The organism is Antarcticibacterium flavum, assembly GCF_006159205.1.
Classification (GTDB): Bacteria; Bacteroidota; Bacteroidia; order Flavobacteriales; family Flavobacteriaceae; genus Gillisia; species Gillisia flava.
Window position 1 is genome coordinate 2,512,539 of sequence record NZ_CP040812.1, and the last position, 19,292, is coordinate 2,531,830.

Below are 19,292 nucleotides of genomic sequence, written 5' to 3' on the forward strand. Positions count from 1 at the left end.
TATTTGATTTGTGCAATTTAAGTCGCAAAAGTAAACAATATCTAACAAAATTTTATGCCCCTTTACAAAAGAATAACAGTTGATGAGCATACTAATGTCTTCATTTGGAAGGTAGAAGAATCCCTGGAATGGCTTGGTAATGGAATTGAACTCACACCTAACTGCAAGAACCGGGTAGCCGGTATGAAAAGTGAGATACACCGCCGGGGCTTTATGAGTATTAGACATTTACTGGCAGAAGCAGGTTACGTAGACCAGGATCTGTACTATGATGACATGGGCAAGCCGCATTTAAAGGATGGTAAGAATATCTCTATCACGCATTCCTTCAATTTTACAGGCATTATTGTAAGTGATAAAAAGGTAGGGATAGATATAGAAATGCAGCGTGAAAAGATCCTTAAAATTGCCAATAAATTTACTCCATTGAAAGAGTACCATACTGTTGCCAATGAAGAAGCCCTTATAAGAAAGCTCACTATTGTTTGGGGAGGAAAGGAATCAATTTATAAAATGTATGCAGAGCCCGGCCTGGGATTTCTCCAGCACATTAATATTACCGATTTTGATTTTGACGACCGAAGCACCACCGGGAAGGTCTTTTTTAAAGGAAAAACTTCGCAATATTATATGGAATTCCTGGAGTTCGAGGGGTTCACCTGTGTTTACGCCATGCCACTTGAAGATGCACCGGCTAAGAGCAAATAATGGGTACGATCTTTAAAGAAATTAAAAAAGCCGCTGCTAAAAAAAGTAAATTTCTCGCTGTTCTTATAGATCCGGAAAATTTTATAATAGGTGATGCTACAAGCTTTTTTAAAGCATTACCTCCAGGGGTTACCCACATTTTTGTGGGGGGAAGTACCGCAGGCTCTGCTGAAACCAGGGATGCAGTAGAGGCTATAAAGCTTAACTCTTCCCTGCCGGTAATAATTTTTCCCGGCGATCATACACAAATAACTTCCCTGGCCGATGGGTTGTTGTTCTTAAGTCTTATTTCAGGGCGAAACCCGGAATATCTAATTGAACAACAGGTGAAGGCTGTAAGGAGATTACGAGAGTCTTCCCTGGAAATAATCCCAACCGGCTATATCCTTATAGATGGTGGAAAAGATTGTACAGTTCAAAGGGTTAGCCACACACAGCCTATTGCCCGGGAAGAAATAGATTATATAGTGGAAACGGCACTTGCCGGCGAATACTCTGGTAAGAAACTTATTTACCTTGAAGCGGGTAGTGGGGCAAAGATCCCCGTTTCTGCTCAAATTATAGCTGCTGTTAGAAAAGCTCTATCCATTCCACTCATTGTGGGAGGGGGGATTCGAAACCGGGAGCAACTCGAGGAAGCCTATAATGCCGGTGCAGATTTGGTTGTTATAGGCACAGCCTTTGAAAATGGAAATTATAACTTCTAGGCGGCACTGCCAGGGGTGTCATTTCAAAAATTGTATCTTTAAAACTTAAATTGGAAATCACAATGAAAATTTCAGTAGAACTTACCCTCACCCCCCTGCAGGATAATTTTGAACCTGCGATAATAAACTTCATAAAAAAACTAAGGAACTCCGGCCTTACCGTAAAAGAAAACCCGCTTAGCACCCAGGTGTATGGCGATTATGATGAGGTAATGCAATTGCTGAATACAGAAATTAAAGACGCTTTTGAAGCTATTGACCGCGGATTATTATATATGAAGATCGTAAAATCTGACAGAAGCGACTATGCAGCCGATTTTTGATATTCTCTTTGAGCAATATTACGATTATCCTTTACTCTTTATAGTTCTTGAACTCATTGCAGTTCTATTTGGATTCCTCTCTGTTTGGTTTTCAAAGCAGGAGAATATTCTTGTATATCCCACGGGAATAATAAGCACGGCGATATTTGTGTATCTGCTTTGGCAGTGGGGGTTGCTGGGCGATATGATGATCAACGCCTACTATTTTAGTATGAGTATTTATGGCTGGTATGTCTGGACCAGGAAAGTAGATGCGGTGCATTTTACCCCCGTTACTTTTATGTCAAAAAAAGAGCATTTCCTATCTGCCGGGATCTTTGTGGCTACCCTTCTTTTTGTATATGCCGTATATGAATATTTTGATAAATGGACAGACTGGACTGCCTACGTGGATACTTTTACTACAGGGATCTTTTTCGTGGGAATGTGGCTTATGGCGCGCAAAAAACTAGAGAACTGGATCTACTGGATCATAGGAGATATAATCTCTATCCCACTTTATTTCTATAAAGGCCTCACTTTTACCAGTTTTCAATACCTTTTATTCACCATAATTGCCTTTTACGGTTACAGAGCATGGAAGAAAAGTTATCACAACAACCCACTAACTGCATGAAAGCGGTCCTTTTTGGACCTGAATCTACCGGGAAAACTACATTGGCAGCCAGGCTGGCAAAGCATTTTAATACAACCTGGGTAGAGGAATATATGCGCATTTACCTGCAAAAGAAATGGGATAAATATAACAGGTTATGCCGGCCCGGCGATCTTCTTCCTATTGCTGAAGGACAAATGCACCGGGAAAACGAACTCGCAAAGGATGCCAACAAAATACTTTTTTGTGATACAGACCTACTGGAGATTGTAGTTTATTCTGAAGCTTACTATAACGGTTATTGCAACCCTGTGCTTCTTAAACATGCGTTAAACAATTGGTATGATATATACTTTTTAACTAATATTGACACACCCTGGGTTCCCGATGATTTAAGGGACAAACCTCACGACAGGGAAGGCATGTTCAAAAGGTTTAAAAGCACCCTACAGCTTTATAAAAGACCATATATTACCCTTACGGGTAGTGAAGACGAGCGTTTTGAAAAAGCCGTTTCAGCAATTAATGAACTTTTAAAGCCAAAAATTTGAAACTTACAAAGGAAGATATTGGAAGTATAGAAAAGAATGGGTTAGATCCAGATAGGATAAAGGAGCAGTTAAAGATCTTCGAGAGAGGAAACGTGCCGGTAAATATAGAAGCAGCTGCAACGGTGGGGAATGGGATAAATCAATATACCAGGGAGCAGATGAAGGAGCTCGTAAAGGTGTATAATGAGAGGATGGAAGATCTTGATATTCTCAAATTTGTGCCGGCTTCTGGTGCTGCAACCAGGATGTTCAAAGCCCTTCATCTCTTTCTTGATGAATTTGAACCGGGTGAGGACAACCTCAATAACTATATAGATGAAAAGGGCGACAATAGCCTGAGGTCCTTTTTTCAGGGAATAGAGAATTTGCCTTTTTATGAAGAGGCCTTTAAAAAAGCGAAAGAATTAACTGGGAACTTTCAGCATCTCAATGGTGATGAAAAGAAATACTATCTTGTAAAGGCTATGATGTCTACTCCCGGCCTTGGTCTTAGTGAGCTTCCCAAAGGACTTGTGCCTTTCCATAACTACGGTGAGTATACAGCCACTGCATTTGAAGAACATTTTTATGAAGCTGCGGAATATGCTGCTGCCAATAAAGTTGCCAAATTACATTTTACTGTTGCCCCCGGGGATAAAGAGAAATTCGAGGAGGAATGTGACAGGATAAGCTCCCGGGTAGAGGAAAAGACAGGAGTGAGATTCATTGTATCTTATTCCTTTCAAAACCCAAAAACCGATACTATTGCCGTAGATGAGAACAATGATCCTTTTCGTACACAGCAGGGGGAATTATTCTTTAGGCCTGGTGGACACGGGGCTCTAATAGAAAATCTCAACGAGCAAAAAGCCGATGTTGTTTTCATTAAAAACATTGATAATGTCGTAATCTCCTCCAGGATTAATAAACTGGCAGAATGTAAAAAGATGCTGGGAGGTAAAATGCTTGAACTTCAGGAAAAAAGTTTCAGGTATCTTAATCGCCTGGAAGAAGGGAATACAACTTCTGAAGAGCTGGTGGAAATAACTGAATTTATCAATAAAGAGCTTTTTGCGGCTTTTGCTGAAGGTTTTGAAACCCTCTCAGAAGAAGAGAGGATACAGAAAATAATTGACAGGCTCAACCGGCCAATACGGGTATGCGGCATGGTAAAGAATGAAGGTGAGCCGGGAGGAGGACCATTCCTGGTAAATATGCCAAACGGAACCAAATCCTTACAGATCATCGAGGGCGCACAAATCGATACTAATAATCCCGAACAGGAAAAAATTGCACGTCATGCCACGCACTTTAATCCTGTGGATATTGTATGCGGATTCAAAAATTACCGTGGGGAGATCTTCGACCTGGAGCAATTCATAGATCCCTCTACCAGTTTTATTGCCAATAAAACAAAGGATGGTAAGCCTTTAAAAGCCCTCGAGCTGCCAGGCTTATGGAATGGAGCTATGGCGAAATGGAATACTGTCTTCGTGGAGGTTCCCGTAGAGACATTCAACCCTGTAAAAACTGTAGCCGACCTTTTAAAACCTTCACACCAGGTGAGGTAATGGCCAATTTCGAAATTTTAATGGAGGAAGTGTCCTGGAAAGCTGTAAAAAGTTCTGGTCCGGGTGGACAGCATGTAAATAAAACGGCCTCCAAGGTGGTCCTTAATTTCGATATACCTAATTCATCTGCTCTCACAGAGGACGAAAAAGCACTTCTCATTAAAAAGCTGGATTCCAGGCTTACCGGGGATCATATCCTAATAATTGAGAGCAGTTCTTCCAGAAGCCAGCATAAAAATAGAGAACTCGGGCTGGACCGGCTGCGCCAGGTAATAATCCAGGGGCTTAAAAAACCCAAACCCAGAAAGAAGACCAAACCTTCAAAAGCTTCAAAACTTAAACGTTTAAGAGAGAAGAAAGCCCTTTCAGAAAAGAAAAGCAACCGCCAAAAGCCCTCTCTTTAAATTCTTCTCTTTGCAGCACATCCTCAATAAAAGTCTTTGCTCATTGAGATATGTAGAAAATTACCACATAAAAACTCTTAAATTATCAATCTTCTACATAATATTTTGTTAATGAGTTAATTAACAAATCTTGAAGGCCTTTGAATACAGGCTTTTACCGCGTTCATCAATCTTAAAATTGTTTTGGTACAATTCTTCCTTTATAACTGGTAACTGAAACTTATTACAAACAATAAAAAACAAAGATTATGAAAAAGTTAGTTTTAACCTTCGCAGCTCTTGGTTTATTCATTACGACCACACAAGCACAGGTAGCTGAGGCGAATACAGATGTGTACGTAGATTCTCAAACAGAAGTAGCCGTAGTAGGTGATGATTTTGAGGAAATTGATGTTACTGAGATCCCGGCTGCAGTGAATGAAGCCATTACAAGAGATTTCGACGGAGCTACCGTTCAGGAAGCCTGGGTAAAAGAGAAAGATGACAAAAAAGTTTACAAGATCAAACTTAATGTAAGCGGAGAAGAGAAGAAAGTTTATGCCGATGAAGAAGGAAACTGGATCGACATGAAAGATAAAAAGGATAAAGATAGATCCTAGTACCCTACTATTAGGATTAAAAAAAAAGCTGCTCTAAATGGAGGGCACTGAAAAAGTCCTCTAAATAATTACATTTTAGGATAAATAAAAAGGAGCGAAATCATAATGGTTTCGCTCCTTTTTTGTATTTTCATGACTGATTTCTAATGTCTCCCATATGTTGTTACCGCAGCAAAAAATGCAATTAAGTGCATATTCTGATTTATATGCTTTAATTATACCCAAAGATAATCTTCTTAGAAAAATCAACGAATTAATAGATTTTACTTTCATCTACGATGAACTAGTGAACAACTATTGTTTAAATAATGGGCGTAACGCAGAAAGTCCTATCCGGATGTTCAAGTATTTACTATTAAAAACGATCTATACCATTTCAGATGTTGATGTAGTTGAACGTTCCAGATATGATATGTCCTTCAAATATTTCCTTGAAATGGCACCCGAGGATGCAGTCATAAACTCCAGTTCATTGACTAAGTTTCGTAAGCTGCGTTTAAAAGATACCGATTTATTGAATCTGCTTATAAATAAAACTGTCTCAATATCCATTGAAAAGGGAATCATTACATCTAAATCCCTTATTGTTGATGCCACACATTCTCTATCCAGATCAAATCCATATTCAGCACTTGAGGTCCTGAGAGAGCGTTCAAAGCTGCTTCGCAAAGTGGTTTACGCTGTAGATGAAAATATGAAAGAACGCTTCCCGGAAAAGAACGCTTCGGGTGAGTTGGAAAAGGAACTTGCTTATTGCAAGGAACTGGAGAAGTGTATTGAATCAGACCAAACATTAAGTTTAATTCCTGCAGTCAAAGAGAAGTTGAACCTGTTAAAGGAGACTGTGGAAGATACCCAGGAAAACTACATTCTTTCTAAGGATACAGATGCCAAAACCGGCCATAAATCAGCTGACAGTAAATTCTTTGGTTACAAGACCCATCTGGCCATGACAGAGGAACGCATTATTACGGCTGCAGTTGTCACCTCGGGTGAAAAAGGTGATGGTCCTGAGTTGCCAATGCTTGTAAAAATAAGCCAGAACAATGGAATTCAGGTGGATACAGTAATTGGTGATAGCGCATATTCAGGTAAGGAAAACCTTAAGCTCAAGGATAAAGATGATCAGAATATTAAAATCGTAGCAAAGCTGAACCCTGCAATCGCACAAGGCTCTAGAAAGAATGAGGATAAATTTGATTATAACAAGGATGCTGATATGTTTGTGTGTCCGGCAGGACACCTGGCCATCAGAAAAGCACGACAAGGGAAAAAGGAACGAGGCAAGAACCAGGTAGATACTTATTATTTTGATGTAGAGAAATGCAAGACCTGTCCATTACGAGATGGCTGTTATAAACCGGGAGCTAAAACTAAAACTTATTCGGTCTCTATAAAGTCAAGCTTACACCAGGAACAGATAGTGTTTCAGGAGTCTGAATATTATAAAGAAAAATCTAAACACCGCTATAAGATCGAGGCTAAAAATAGCGAACTAAAAAATGTTCACGGTTATGATCGTGCTATAGCATATGGCATTAATAGCATGCAAATGCAGGGGGCTTTGGCAATATTCACCGTAAACCTTAAGAGAATCCTTAAATTAACCATATAAGTTTCAGATTCGAAATAAAATGAGCTTTAAGAGCTCAGATTAATCATCCTAAGGGATTGGTCATCAATAAAAAAACCGCCACCGGAAATCCTAAATAAAAAAGCGATCGAGTCAAAAATAGATTTTTGCTTGATCGCTTCAATAAGTTCATCTCAAAAGAGATAGTTTTTCAGTGCCCTCTCTAAATGGGGCAGCTTTTTTTGTTAAATATGTGACGGGTCTAAGGTTCTTAATTTGTAAATTTGTTATTTATAGCAATTAAGGATCTATGGTGTCAATACTTATAATTGAAGACGATGTGGCGTTTGCTACGATGTTAAAGACATTTTTTGAAAAAAGGGATTATAAAGTAGATAGTGCATTCTCTGCCGCCGAAGGTCTTAGTAAGCTTAGTGAATCATCTTTTGATATTGTATTGACAGATGTTCGCCTGCCAGATCTTGATGGACTGGAGATCCTCTTTAGGGTAAAGGAAAATTACCCCAATACCCAGGTCATCGTAATGACCAATTATGCCGAAATAAATATGGCAGTCAAGGCAATGAAAAATGGTGCATTTGATTATGTTTCCAAACCTTTCCAGCCTGAAGCCATCCTGCAAACCATTAATAATGCTTTAAATAAAAGAACTGCTACTGTGGAAAAAACTGCAGCGGTAAGTCCGAATAATGAGGCTTCCCCGGCTGAGGTTAAAAGATCTTCAGCTAAACCCGTAAGAGACTCTGAGTTTGTTAGGGGAGTAAGTGACCCGGCGCGTAAACTCAATGATTATATTGACCTGGTAGCACCAACGAACATGTCTGTCTTAATCATTGGCGAAAGTGGTACAGGGAAAGAACAGGTAGCAAAGAGTATTCATGATAAAAGTAAAAGAAAGGGAGCACCTTTTATTGCAGTAGATTGTGGTGCAATTCCAAAAGAGATCGCATCCAGTGAATTCTTTGGGCATTTAAAAGGATCTTTTACAGGAGCTATACAGGACAAAACAGGGCATTTTGAAGCTGCAAATGGTGGTACATTGTTTCTGGATGAAATAGGAAATCTGGGATATGACCTTCAGGTACAGCTTTTACGAGCACTACAGGAAAGAAAAATAAAACCTGTGGGCAGTAATAATGAGATAAAGGTAGATATTAGAGTAGTTACCGCTACAAACGAAGACCTAAGCCAGGCAGTAAAGGAAGGAAATTTTAGAGAAGATCTTTATCATCGGCTTAATGAGTTTTCCATAGAAGTTCCTGCATTAAGAGAACGAAGGGAAGATCTTATGCTTTTTGCTGAACACTTCCTTGATGAGGCCAATGAGGAACTTGAAAAGGATGTGGTGGGCTTCAGCGATGAGGCCATTGAAGCCTTTCAAAATTATGGCTGGCCCGGGAACCTTAGAGAACTTAAGAATATGGTGAAAAGGGCTGTGTTGTTAACCCAGGAATCCATTATTCCCTTAAAGGTATTGCCGCACGAGATAGCACATACTCCTCAAACAGAAGAAAATTACGGCCTGTTTAAAAATAAGAATGAGGAATCTCTTATTCTGGATGCCCTGGAAAAAGCCAATGGGAATAAAAGTAAGGCCGCCAGGCTATTATCCATAGACAGGAAGACCCTGTATAATAAATTAAAGCAATACAATATTAAGCTTTAACCTCCTGCTCAAGCAGGAGAAGAAACTGGTCTATTTCTTTGATTAGATATTGCAGTTCCCCATTCTGGAACGCATTAGTCTTTCTTTCTTCCAGCAGTTCCAGTTTAGGAATAATATCTCTCGCTTTTAATTGCTTGAACATAGGAAGCATTCTATGGGCAATTTGAGCGATTTTTTCCCAATTATCTATTTTTGCCGCTGCTTTTATATCCTTAAGGTTAAGCCTTGTGCTATCAATAAACGCAACCAGGATTGTATCTAAGGCAACCCGGTCATCACCTGCAAACATTGAGATCTCTTCGAGCGAATAATCTGTTATTGAAGGATTGGCCTCTGCTGTTTTTCCTGCTTTTCTCTCGAGTTCGATCTTCAGGATCTCTCCAATTTTATAGAGAAGATCTGTAGGTTTATAGGGTTTCAGCAAATTTCCAGCAAATCCCGCTTCTTCATATTTTTCAGCAGGAACGTTAGTCCTTCCGGAGATAGCTACAACCGGTATATGCGAGATCCTGGAATTAGCTTTGATTGCTTCTACCAATTGGAAACCATCCATTACCGGCATTTGAATATCTGTAAGTACAAGGTGGTACCTGTCATTTTTAAGTTTTTTAAGAGCTTCTTTCCCATTGGGTGCGGTTTCGCATTTTAAGCCAAGAGATTTTATTAACTCCTTGCTTAATGCCAATTGTGAAGACTCATCATCTACTACCAGTACTTTTTTTCCGGTAAGGTCTACCTCTGGTAATTGTGGTGCAGGGACATCGTAGGTCACGGTTTTTACTTTTTTTACCGGGATCTTTACAATGAATTCACTTCCCTTACCTCGCTCACTTTTTAACTCTACCACCCCCTGCAGGAGTTTTGCCAGTCTTTTGGTAATTGCCAGTCCAAGGCCGGTGCCCCCATATTTTTTTTCGATCTCCCCGTGTTCCTGGGAAAACTCTTCAAAGATCTCCTTTTGCTTCTCCCGGGAGATGCCTATCCCTGTATCTTTTATGATAAAAATCAAGACACAGCTGTCTTCGATCTTCTTTTCAAGTGAAATACTGGCTTTGATCTCTCCGGAATCTGTAAACTTATAGGCATTGGCTATAAGGTTGGAAAGGATCTGTTTTATTCTAAAAGGGTCGCTTAAAACCTGGCAATCTGTTTCGGGTCCTGCCTCTACTGTGAGTTTCAGGTTTTTATTATCGGTCTCTGGAATTGTATTATAAAAGGTGTCTTCCAGTAAATTCTTTGGATTGAAGGGCAGGTTCTCCACCAGCATCTTTCCTGCCTCCAGTTTGGAGAGGTCCAAAAGATCATTTACAAGGTGAAGAATATAGGAAGTTGATTTCTTTAGGTGCCCCAGGTAATGCTCCTGTTTTGAGGAAAGGTCTGTCCTGTCCATTAATTCGGTATATCCCATCACCGTATTGAGTGGGGACCTGAGGTCGTGGGTTATCGTGGCGATGAATTGTTCCCGGCGATGCATTAAAGCTTCGGTAAAGGATTTTGCCTCCTCCAGTTGCATCCTGTATCGCTGGCTGCGGCTTATATCACTCGCGATAAGAAAAAGGAATAAGAGAATAATTATGATACAGGCAATCCCAACAACGATAATAGTCATTACTATATCATTAAGCAGCTCCTGGGAATCCTCAACCCTGGCTACAGAGATCTCTCGTTCTTCCTGTTCTATCGTCCTTAAGAGATTGCGCAGCTGTTCATTGAGAACCATATCGTTAACAAGAAGATCATTCTCCTTTTTATTGATGACCTCCCTGAATTTTTGGTTTTCCTGTTCCAGTTCACTTAAAACCTGTCTCACAGACTGGATTAGGGAATCTGCACTTACGGTTGAGATTTGCTGCTCTTCCTGGGAGAATTCCAGCAATTTTATAAGTACCCTTCGCTGGTGGGGCTCCATATTGGCAAAACGCCTGTCATAATTTGGAAGGTTAAAGGTTTCGTCCACCTTTTGAAGTTCCCTTATAACCTCCCTGTAATAATTTGTGTTGCGGTCCCGGGTTCGCAGTTCCAGCAACTCTTCAAGGTTCTCACTTTTTCGGGAAAGGAGCGAGGTGATACTATCCAGCTCTAATGCCAGGGAGGAATCCTTATAGGTTCTTCGCAGGGAATTGATACTGCTTTGGATATCCTCGATTTGCGTGTTATAGATTTGAAGATCTGTGGTGTCGCCAGATTGGATGAACTTGCGGCCCATACTTTCAGTCTCATAAAGCTCTGTTGCTATTTCGCTCACCAGGACCAGCTGCTGGTTGCTTAAGCTGGTTGATTGGGTTACCTTGGTAAATGTCACCACCTGGTTATAAGTATACCATACTGCAGCACCGGCAAGAATGGCTACGAGCAGATAACCAATTATGACCTTGAAAGTTAATGATCTCCTGGAGTGTTCCATAAATTTTAAGCCGCCGAAATATTTATTCTAAACGATACTTTTTGAAAATTCTTGCTAAAATTACGCCAATTCTTTTTAAACCATAAAAGCTTAGGGAATTCAAAAATCCTTATTACATTTGCGCCACATCTCAAAGGGGTGCCTACTTCCGGTAATTTACCGGGGGAAAGCTGAGATCATACCCAAAGAACCTGGGCAGGTAATGCTGCCAAGGGATAGCAAAATCCAAAGGATTTTGCCATTTGGATACGCTCCCTGTTTAGATCGCTCGAGAGGTCTTGATAGGGTTTTTTTATTCAAATGACTTTTTTTAATCACTAATCAAAGAATAACAGCCCCTTTTATTCGTATAATTTACATTTTACGAATGAAACTTTTATTCCTTTTATCTGCTTTACTTATAATTTCTGTTAGCGGGTATTCACAAACCACAGAACAGGATACGCTTCCCAAAACGCAGGAAGTTCTCGATGAGGTCCTGGTTCGCTCTGTACGGGTTAATGCCGACTCTCCCGTTACCCATTCCAATTTGACCGAAGAAGAACTGGAAAAACGTAACCTGGGCCAGGACATTCCTTTTATGCTTAATTTCTTACCCTCTGTTGTAAGTACTTCCGATGCCGGTGCCGGGATTGGTTATACTTCCTTTAGGGTTCGTGGAAGCGATGCCTCCCGGGTTAATATTACCCTAAATGGAATTCCCTTTAATGACCAGGAGAGCCAGGGCTCGTTCTTTGTCAATTTGCCAGATTTCACCTCATCTGTACAAAACCTTCAGTTACAACGTGGGGTGGGGACATCTACCAATGGGTCGGGTGCATTTGGTGCCAGCCTTAATTTGCTTACAGATGCTGTTTCTCCTGAAGCATACGGGGAGATTACAAATTCTTTTGGCTCCTTTAATACCCGCAGGCACAATGTGAAATTCAGCACCGGGTTGCTTAATAACAGGGTGGAAATCGCCGGAAGACTTTCAGCAATAGCATCAAATGGATATATTGACAGGGCTTCTTCAGATCTTAAATCCTATTTCCTGCAGGCTTCCTATGTTGATGATAACACTTTAATTAAGGCTATTACCTTTGGAGGACACGAAGTAACCTACCAGGCCTGGAATGGGATTGATCGTGAAACCCTGGAGACCAACAGGACGTTCAATTCTGCCGGAATGTATACAGATGCAGATGGTAATATACGATTCCATGAGAATGAAGTAGATGATTATAAGCAGGACCATTTTCAGTTCCACTGGAACCAGCGATTTAATAACAGGTGGTCCAGTAATCTCGCTCTTAACTATACCTATGGAAGAGGTTTTTTTGAACAATACAGGGAAAACCAAAGGTTTTCGACCTATAGCTTTACTCCAATTGAAATAGGAGGTGAAACAATTGACAGGACAGATCTTATTCGAAGGAGATGGCTGGAGAATGATTATTATGTGCTCAATGCCAATGTCACCTACAGGAATAACGGGTTTGAATTAACCTCGGGCGCTTTCTACAGCCATTATGCCGGTGACCACTTTGGAGAAGTGATATGGACCAGGTACGCCTCAGATTCTGAAATAAATGACAGGTATTACTTTAGCGATGCTTCAAAGAATGAATATACCATATTCTCCAAAGCTACCTACAGGATCAATGACCAGTGGCAGGTATTTGGAGATCTTCAGGGAAGATTTATTGACTATCATACCGGGGGTATAACCTCAGATGTTGTTCCAATTGATGTGGGAGCTACTTATGAGTTTTTCAATCCCAAGGCTGGTGTGAGTTATAATTTTAATTCGCAACATCAATTATTCGCTTATTACGGGCGTGCCCACCGTGAGCCTACAAGGAATGATTTTGAAGAAGGAATTACCACGGCAGAGAAACTGGATGATTATGAATTTGGTTATCGCTATAATTCCCCTGGATTTCAGCTTAACACCAATGTATTCTACATGGATTACGAGAATCAGCTTGTGCTCTCTGGTGAGTTGAATGATGTTGGTGCCCCATTGAGAACAACGAGTGGCAGCAGTTATCGTATAGGTTTGGAAATTGATGCAGTTATCCAACTGCACCCTAATTGGAGGTTGCAGCCAAACGTAGCTTTTAGCTCCAATAAGAACAGGGATTTTGTTGCTTCCATTGATGGAGAATTAAGAAATCTCGGGAAAACCAATATATCCTTTTCTCCGGAAGTTGTAGCTTCAAATATGCTGGTGTATCAACCTTCCCGAAATTTTCAGGTAGGATTACTCTCTAAATACGTAGGTGAGCAATATATGGGGAATATAGACAGTGAGGCTTCCCTGCTGGATAGTTTCTTTATCAATGATCTCAATATCAATTATGAGCTTACAAATGTGCCGGTGTTTAGGTCTATTGTGTTCTCGGGGCTTGTAAATAATATTTTTGACGTGAAGTATGTATCCAATGGATATTTTTTCACTTATGATGATGACTGGTCAAATCCGGGATCAATTACAACAATAGAAGGAGCGGGCTTTTATCCGCAGGCAGAAATCAACTTCCTTGTAGGGGCCACCCTTAAATTCTAATATTTAATTACCGGCTGCTTTTAGCAGCCGGTTTAATTAAATATCTCTAAAACATTGCCGTTTTTGCGAACCCTGTAGGGTTTTAATGGATATTGTCCTGTGCCGGCACTAAGCTCCCCTGTAAGTATATTATAGGAATTACCGTCCCCGCAGGAGCATTTGGCAATTATCCCTTCAACTGTTAATCTTGAACAATCTTGAAGGGGATGGTTTGGGTCGCTTAATTCAAAAGCCGTATACTGGTTGTTATTGATATTGTAGACTACAACGCCGTTGATGCCAAAATTGTAAGTAGTGAAGCTGTTTCCCGGGAAATTAAGGTTATTATATTCAGGGAGGCTTAGGTTAAGATTTAGTCGAAAGCTCTCATTAGGAAGATAAGGATTATTGTACCTTATATTATCATCTTGCGAGCAACCGGTTAATAATAGAAAAGCCAGGCTAAAAATTAACGGCCACAGGGCTTTTTGGGATAATTTCAAGGGGACGAATTTAATTGTTTTCAATCTTTATATTTATTATATTTGTTAGGATAAATCCCGTCATACGTGGGATTTTTTGTATTTATTGACAGCTACAAAAATAGTTTTTTATACATAAACGATCTTTTTAAGATCTCACCATTCCTTTAACTTACAGGTATTGGTCTTAATAAAATCAAATAAAATTAAAGACAGTGTTAGAGAAAAGGATATAAAAATCCCGGGACTCTAATCTTAAACGATAAAATTATGAGCAAAGTATCTTATTATACAGCTGAAGGTCTCAAAAAACTGAAAGATGAACTTAATCAATTACGTGATGTAGAAAGACCCAAAGCTTCAGAAGCAATAGCAGAAGCCAGAGATAAAGGTGATTTGAGCGAAAATGCCGAATATGATGCGGCCAAAGAGGCCCAGGGCCTATTGGAAATGAGGATCTCCAAAATGGAAGAAATAGTTGCCAATGCGAGGCTTATTGATGAGTCCCAGCTGGATACCTCCAAAGTTCTGGTGCATTCTCACGTCAAAATAAAGAACCTTGCCAATAAGATGGAGGTAAATTATAAACTAGTAGCCCAAAGCGAAGCCGATCTTAAGACCGGGAAAATCTCTGTAGATTCCCCTATTGGGAAAGGATTGCTTGGAAAGAAGGAGGGAGATGTAGCAGAGATCTCTGTGCCCAACGGCAACCTGAAATTTGAGATCCTTAAGATCTGGAGGGAATAATTTTCCTTTTTATGGAATCCTTTTCACAATTGGAACTGTCCTTTTCGAAAAGGATTTTTTATTGAATGAAGTAAACTCAAAAAATAATTTTATGACTTCCATATTTTCAAAGATCATCACCGGGGAGTTACCCGCATATAAGGTTGCAGAGACAGAGGAATTCCTGGCCTTTTTGGATATTAATCCCAATGCAAAGGGACACATTCTTTGTATTCCTAAAGAGGAAGTCAATAAAATCTTTGAGCTTGATAAAGATACTTATGGCGGACTTATGGAATTTTCGAGAAAGGTCGCAATTGGCCTTGAAAAGAGTGTAAGCTGTAAAAGAGTAGGTATGGCTGTGGTTGGTTTGGAAGTTCCTCATGTACATGTGCATTTAATTCCTCTTAATTCAATGGGAGATATGGATTTTTCAAGGAAAAAGAATATGACTGACGAGGAATTCGAAGCGCTTACAAAAAAGATCAAAGCTAACATTCAAATTTGATCTTCTAAAAAATTAATAACAGCGGCTTATAATGATAAAAGATACAGGTGAGCAGCCGGTAGAAGTCGTTGTCTTCGACCTTAACGGAACCTTTTACAATAGAAGCTCAAAAGAAGAATTTTATAAATTCCTGGTGAGTAAAAATCCCAGTCGATTAAAGTATCTATGGGAAATGAGCTATTATTATCTTCAGCTCAAATTACATCAAATCAAGCAAACCGAATTCAAGGAAAATTTCTTCAATTATCTCGATGATATCCCGCCGCCAGAGGTTAAACAATATGCGCAGGAATTTTGGGAAAGAGAATTTCCGCAGCAGTTTAACCGGGCATTATTGGAAAGGTTTGATGAATTTAGAAAGAAGGGTGTGCCTCTTTTTTGTGCCACGGGTGGTTTTGAACTATACGTAAAACCTCTTTTTGGGATTTATAAAATTGACGGTTTCGCCGGTACCCAGGTCTCCTATACAGGAGAGACCTACAAAGTATTGGGGAAAGCCTGTAAAGATGAGGAGAAAATAAGGCGCCTGGAGCTGTTTCTCAAAGGAAAACCCTACAGGATCATTGAGGCATACTCAGATAGCAAGGAGGAGATACTTGATCGTGCAGAAAAGGCATTTTTGATAAAAAACGGTAAGATTATTCCTTATATTCCAAAGGATTAGCGGTTTATGATTCAGGAGGTAATTTTCTAAGGGCGATCTGGAAGGTAGTACCTTTATTAAGTTCGCTGTGCTGTACCTGGATCCGGCCTTTATGATATTGTTCTATTATCCTTTTGGCCAGCGATAAACCAAGACCCCATCCCCTTTTTTTGGAGGTGTATCCCGGTTCGAATACAGTCCTGTATTTACTTTTGGGAATTCCTTTTCCGGTATCTTTAATATAAACATACACCCACGTATTATCCTGCTTGATCTCTATGGACAATTTACCTTTTCCTCTCATCGCGTCAACGGCATTCTTCACCAGGTTTTCTATCGTCCAGCTATAAAGGGATTCATTAAGGCTAACGTAAATAGGAGTGTATGGAGTGGTAAGTTTAAATTCAATAAGATCTGAGCTACGTAATTTTAGGTATTCAAAACTCTCCCTGGTAGCCTGCACGAGTTCTGTCTTAGAAAGCAAAGGAGAAGATCCTATTTTGGAAAACCTCTCTGTAATTGTGCGCAGCCTGTCCACGTCCTTTTCCATTTCTGTTATGTAGCTCTGGTCTACATTTTCGGTTTTAAGAATCTCTGTCCAGCCAATCAATGAGGAAAGGGGAGTTCCTATTTGATGGGCAGTTTCCTTTGCCATCCCGGCCCAAAGCTTATTTTGTTCACTGGATTTGGTGGTGGTATAGAAAAAATATACCACTCCTATGAATAGGAAAATGATGAGTAACAAACCTATTGGATAATATTTGATCTTGGTTAGTAGCGGCGAGTCGCCGTAGTAGATCCTGTGTACCTGGTCCTGCCCAAGATACATTTCAATAGGCTCATTTTCTTTTTCCAGCCTGTTGAGGTAGTTTTTTAGCTCATCCTCGTTCCTGTTTACACCTTCAGGAAGATTTAGCCCGTCAATGATCTCCCCTTTCTCATCTACCCAAATGGTGGGGATGGTGGTATTACTGTTTAAAACCTGCAGGGTAAGCGCAATTTCAGATTCATTATCTGTTTCGGCCAGGAAGGCCTGGGCGCTCGCCCAAATTTCCATTTTATCCCGTTCATCTTCCTTAAGTCTTTCAAAAAATATCGAAGTATTCCACAGGATGAGTGCGACAATGAAGAGGGAGGAAATTATTATGAACCAACGTGCCAGGTTTCGTTCGTCAGTAAAATTCATGCAACAGTTTTAATGTAGATTAAAGATAACCACTTTCTGTTAATATTATTGTTGCTATGAGGTTTTTCCATACTACGGCTATTCGTTACCTTTGTCAAAAATCGCTGAATGCTTTCCATTGATCCAAAAGAAATTAGCACGGGAAAAACCCATCAATATCTCCTTGGAGCTGTTGGGCCACGCCCAATAGCCTTTGCCAGTACATTAGATGAGCAGGGTCGACCAAACCTCTCCCCTTTCAGTTTCTTTAACGTTTTTAGTGCAAATCCTCCAATTCTGGTATTTTCACCTGCGAGAAGGGGAAGGGATAATACAGTGAAACACACTTATCTCAATGCAAAGGCAACCCGGGAAGTGGTGATCAATATTGTCAATTTTGATATGGTGCAGCAAATGTCACTGTCAAGTACAGAGTATGATGCAGGGGTGAATGAATTTGAGAAAGCAGGATTTACAATGCTGAAATCAGATAAGGTTAAGCCTTTTCGCGTAGCAGAATCTCCGGCACAGTTTGAATGCAAAATTAATGAGGTAATCGAGCTGGGAGAAGAAGGCGGTGCGGGGAATCTTGTAATATGCGAGGTCGTGAAAATGCATTTTCTTGAATCAATCCTGGATGAAACGGGAGGTATAGATCAACATAAGATAGACCAGGTGGCCCGTATGGGAGGAAACTGGTATTCGCGTGCCAATATGGGAATGTTTGAGGTTCCAAAACCTTTATCTACCCTGGGTATAGGGGTGGATAGTATTCCAAGGGAAATTCGGGAGAGTACCATACTCACGGGGAATGATTATGGGAAATTAGGAAATGTGGAAGCACTGCCCACAGAAGAAGAAATTTCAGTATTTTTAAAAGAAGAAGAGAATGCAGCAAGCCTGTTACAAACAGGAGATACAGAAAAATTACATCTGGCTGCTCAAAAATATCTTGAGAACAACGAACCGGCAAAAGCCTGGAAATTATTATTAGCAAAACAATTTTAAAATGGAAGTACAAGGAAAGATCAAAATGATTGGAGAAACCCAAACCTTTGGAAGTAACGGTTTCAGGAAGAGAGAAGTAGTGGTGACTACAGAGGAGCAATACCCACAACATATTATGGTGGAATTTGTGCAGGATAAGACAGACCTTTTGAACAATTTTCAGGTAGGGCAGCCTGTAAAGATAGGAGTGAATTTAAGAGGCCGTGAGTGGGTAAATCCACAGGGTGAAACAAAATACTTTAATTCAATCCAGGGATGGAGAATCGAGAACCTGCAGCAGGGTGCACCGGGAGGAAACGTTCCACCACCGGCAGATCAATTTGAGCCTGCACAGGATCTTAATGATGAGGATTACGACGATCTTCCTTTCTAGGGAATTCTCCTGTTTAGATCCAGGAAAAAATTTAGTAAAAGCTTAGTACTGCGTTGCGGTTCTAAGCTTTTATTTTTATAAGGTTTGATGTAAATTAAACTTAAAATCTAACCCAATGTTGTTTTTGAAGGAACATGAGGATTTCCCGCCTGTGGAGGCAGCCAACAGTGATGGCTTGCTTGCAGTTGGTGGCGGGCTGGCACCAAAGAGACTGTTGGATGCCTATTGTAAGGGGATCTTTCCCTGGTATGACCCTTCCCAGCCTGTGATATGGTGGAGCCCCGATCCTCGCATGGTCCTATTTCCTGATAATTTGAAGGTTTCGAAAAGCATGAAGCAGTTATTTAAAAAAGAAGCTTTCAACGTCACTTTTAATGAGGATTTTGAAGCAGTGATAAGAAACTGTGCACAAATTAAAAGGGAAGGGCAGCAGGGAACCTGGATCACCCCGGAACTTCAGGAAGCCTTCGTTACCCTGAGCAAGCTGAATATTGCCCATTCTGTCGAGGTATGGCAGGATGGCGAACTCGTGGGAGGACTGTATGGAATTTATCTTAAGGAGAAGAAAATATTTTGTGGTGAAAGTATGTTTGCAAGGAAAAGCAATGCCTCCAAATACGGTTTTATAAGCCTTGTGCGCAAGTTGAGGGAAGATGGGGTGAGGCTCATTGATTGCCAGGTTTACACTGCCCATCTGGAAAGCCTTGGGGCCGAAGAAATTTCAAGAAAGGAATTTTTGCACTTTCTGGAATAACC

At 40.3% G+C, this 19,292-nt stretch carries 20 protein-coding genes; 17 read left to right on the forward strand and 3 right to left on the reverse strand.

The window, feature by feature from the left end; translation table 11 throughout:
* Positions 1–54: 54 nt before the first annotated feature.
* The 10 genes from FHG64_RS10705 (at position 55) to FHG64_RS10750 (ending at position 8,697) form a co-directional block, all read left to right on the forward strand.
* A complete protein-coding gene (locus FHG64_RS10705; RefSeq protein ID WP_139066399.1) occupies positions 55–708 on the forward strand; it encodes a 4'-phosphopantetheinyl transferase family protein in 654 nt (217 codons plus the stop codon).
* Complete coding sequence (locus FHG64_RS10710) at positions 708–1,415, forward strand: phosphoglycerol geranylgeranyltransferase (RefSeq protein WP_139066400.1); 708 nt, start codon at positions 708–710, stop codon at positions 1,413–1,415. Before FHG64_RS10705 ends, FHG64_RS10710 begins: the two co-directional genes overlap by 1 nt.
* Before the next feature lie 62 nt (positions 1,416–1,477).
* Positions 1,478–1,738 carry a thiamine-binding protein gene (locus FHG64_RS10715; protein ID WP_139066401.1) on the forward strand — a complete coding sequence of 87 codons (261 nt, stop codon included), beginning with the start codon at positions 1,478–1,480 and terminating at the stop codon, positions 1,736–1,738.
* Entirely contained in the window at positions 1,722–2,354 is a 633-nt protein-coding gene (pnuC, locus tag FHG64_RS10720; RefSeq protein ID WP_139066402.1) for a nicotinamide riboside transporter PnuC, read from the forward strand. The genes FHG64_RS10715 and pnuC overlap by 17 nt, the downstream gene beginning before the upstream one ends.
* Positions 2,315–2,884, forward strand: a complete 570-nt coding sequence (locus FHG64_RS10725) for an AAA family ATPase (RefSeq protein WP_139066403.1) — start codon at positions 2,315–2,317, stop codon at positions 2,882–2,884. Before pnuC ends, FHG64_RS10725 begins: the two co-directional genes overlap by 40 nt.
* Positions 2,881–4,434, forward strand: a complete 1,554-nt coding sequence (locus FHG64_RS10730; protein WP_139066404.1) for a DUF4301 family protein — start codon at positions 2,881–2,883, stop codon at positions 4,432–4,434. Before FHG64_RS10725 ends, FHG64_RS10730 begins: the two co-directional genes overlap by 4 nt.
* Complete coding sequence (gene arfB, locus FHG64_RS10735) at positions 4,434–4,838, forward strand: alternative ribosome rescue aminoacyl-tRNA hydrolase ArfB (RefSeq protein WP_139066405.1); 405 nt, start codon at positions 4,434–4,436, stop codon at positions 4,836–4,838. The genes FHG64_RS10730 and arfB overlap by 1 nt, the downstream gene beginning before the upstream one ends.
* A 248-nt stretch (positions 4,839–5,086) precedes the next feature.
* Positions 5,087–5,437, forward strand: a complete 351-nt coding sequence (locus tag FHG64_RS10740) for a hypothetical protein (protein WP_139066406.1) — start codon at positions 5,087–5,089, stop codon at positions 5,435–5,437.
* A 157-nt stretch (positions 5,438–5,594) separates the two neighbouring features.
* Positions 5,595–7,052, forward strand: a complete 1,458-nt coding sequence (locus FHG64_RS10745; protein ID WP_139065236.1) for an IS1182 family transposase — start codon at positions 5,595–5,597, stop codon at positions 7,050–7,052.
* Between the two features lie 268 nt (positions 7,053–7,320).
* Positions 7,321–8,697: a sigma-54-dependent transcriptional regulator gene (locus FHG64_RS10750; RefSeq protein ID WP_139066407.1), complete on the forward strand. Its 1,377-nt coding sequence runs from the start codon at positions 7,321–7,323 to the stop codon at positions 8,695–8,697.
* Here the strand turns inward: FHG64_RS10750 and FHG64_RS10755 are convergent.
* Positions 8,687–11,101 carry a hybrid sensor histidine kinase/response regulator gene (locus tag FHG64_RS10755; RefSeq protein ID WP_139066408.1) on the reverse strand — a complete coding sequence of 805 codons (2,415 nt, stop codon included), beginning with the start codon at positions 11,099–11,101 and terminating at the stop codon, positions 8,687–8,689. The genes FHG64_RS10750 and FHG64_RS10755 overlap by 11 nt on opposite strands.
* A gap of 367 nt (positions 11,102–11,468) precedes the next feature.
* On the opposite strand from FHG64_RS10755, the gene FHG64_RS10760 reads away from it, so the two are divergent.
* A complete protein-coding gene (locus tag FHG64_RS10760) occupies positions 11,469–13,652 on the forward strand; it encodes a TonB-dependent receptor (protein ID WP_139066409.1) in 2,184 nt (727 codons plus the stop codon).
* Between the two features lie 32 nt (positions 13,653–13,684).
* On the opposite strand, the gene FHG64_RS10765 is transcribed toward FHG64_RS10760, so the two are convergent.
* Positions 13,685–14,134 (reverse strand): Rieske (2Fe-2S) protein, encoded by a 450-nt coding sequence (locus FHG64_RS10765; RefSeq protein ID WP_246054073.1) that lies wholly within the window; start codon positions 14,132–14,134, stop codon positions 13,685–13,687.
* A 249-nt stretch (positions 14,135–14,383) separates the two neighbouring features.
* Between FHG64_RS10765 and greA the strand changes: the two genes are divergently transcribed.
* The 3 genes from greA (at position 14,384) to FHG64_RS10780 (ending at position 16,011) form a co-directional block, all read left to right on the forward strand.
* Entirely contained in the window at positions 14,384–14,860 is a 477-nt protein-coding gene (greA, locus tag FHG64_RS10770; RefSeq protein WP_139066410.1) for a transcription elongation factor GreA, read from the forward strand.
* Between the two features lie 91 nt (positions 14,861–14,951).
* Positions 14,952–15,347 (forward strand): HIT family protein, encoded by a 396-nt coding sequence (locus FHG64_RS10775; RefSeq protein ID WP_139066411.1) that lies wholly within the window; start codon positions 14,952–14,954, stop codon positions 15,345–15,347.
* 31 nt (positions 15,348–15,378) lie between these two features.
* Entirely contained in the window at positions 15,379–16,011 is a 633-nt protein-coding gene (locus FHG64_RS10780) for an HAD family hydrolase (RefSeq protein ID WP_139066412.1), read from the forward strand.
* Between the two features lie 4 nt (positions 16,012–16,015).
* Here FHG64_RS10780 and FHG64_RS10785 read toward each other — a convergent pair whose 3' ends face one another.
* Positions 16,016–17,176: a sensor histidine kinase gene (locus FHG64_RS10785; RefSeq protein WP_139066413.1), complete on the reverse strand. Its 1,161-nt coding sequence runs from the start codon at positions 17,174–17,176 to the stop codon at positions 16,016–16,018.
* A gap of 108 nt (positions 17,177–17,284) precedes the next feature.
* Between FHG64_RS10785 and FHG64_RS10790 the strand changes: the two genes are divergently transcribed.
* The 3 genes from FHG64_RS10790 to aat all read left to right on the forward strand — a co-directional run bounded on the left by FHG64_RS10790 (position 17,285) and on the right by aat (position 19,290).
* The gene (locus tag FHG64_RS10790; protein ID WP_139066414.1) at positions 17,285–18,163 is read left to right on the forward strand and encodes a flavin reductase family protein; all 879 of its coding nucleotides are present in this window, start codon (positions 17,285–17,287) and stop codon (positions 18,161–18,163) included.
* Between the two features lies 1 nt (position 18,164).
* Entirely contained in the window at positions 18,165–18,536 is a 372-nt protein-coding gene (locus tag FHG64_RS10795; protein ID WP_139066415.1) for a DUF3127 domain-containing protein, read from the forward strand.
* A gap of 115 nt (positions 18,537–18,651) precedes the next feature.
* A complete protein-coding gene (aat, locus tag FHG64_RS10800) occupies positions 18,652–19,290 on the forward strand; it encodes a leucyl/phenylalanyl-tRNA--protein transferase (RefSeq protein WP_139066416.1) in 639 nt (212 codons plus the stop codon).
* Positions 19,291–19,292: the final 2 nt, after the last annotated feature.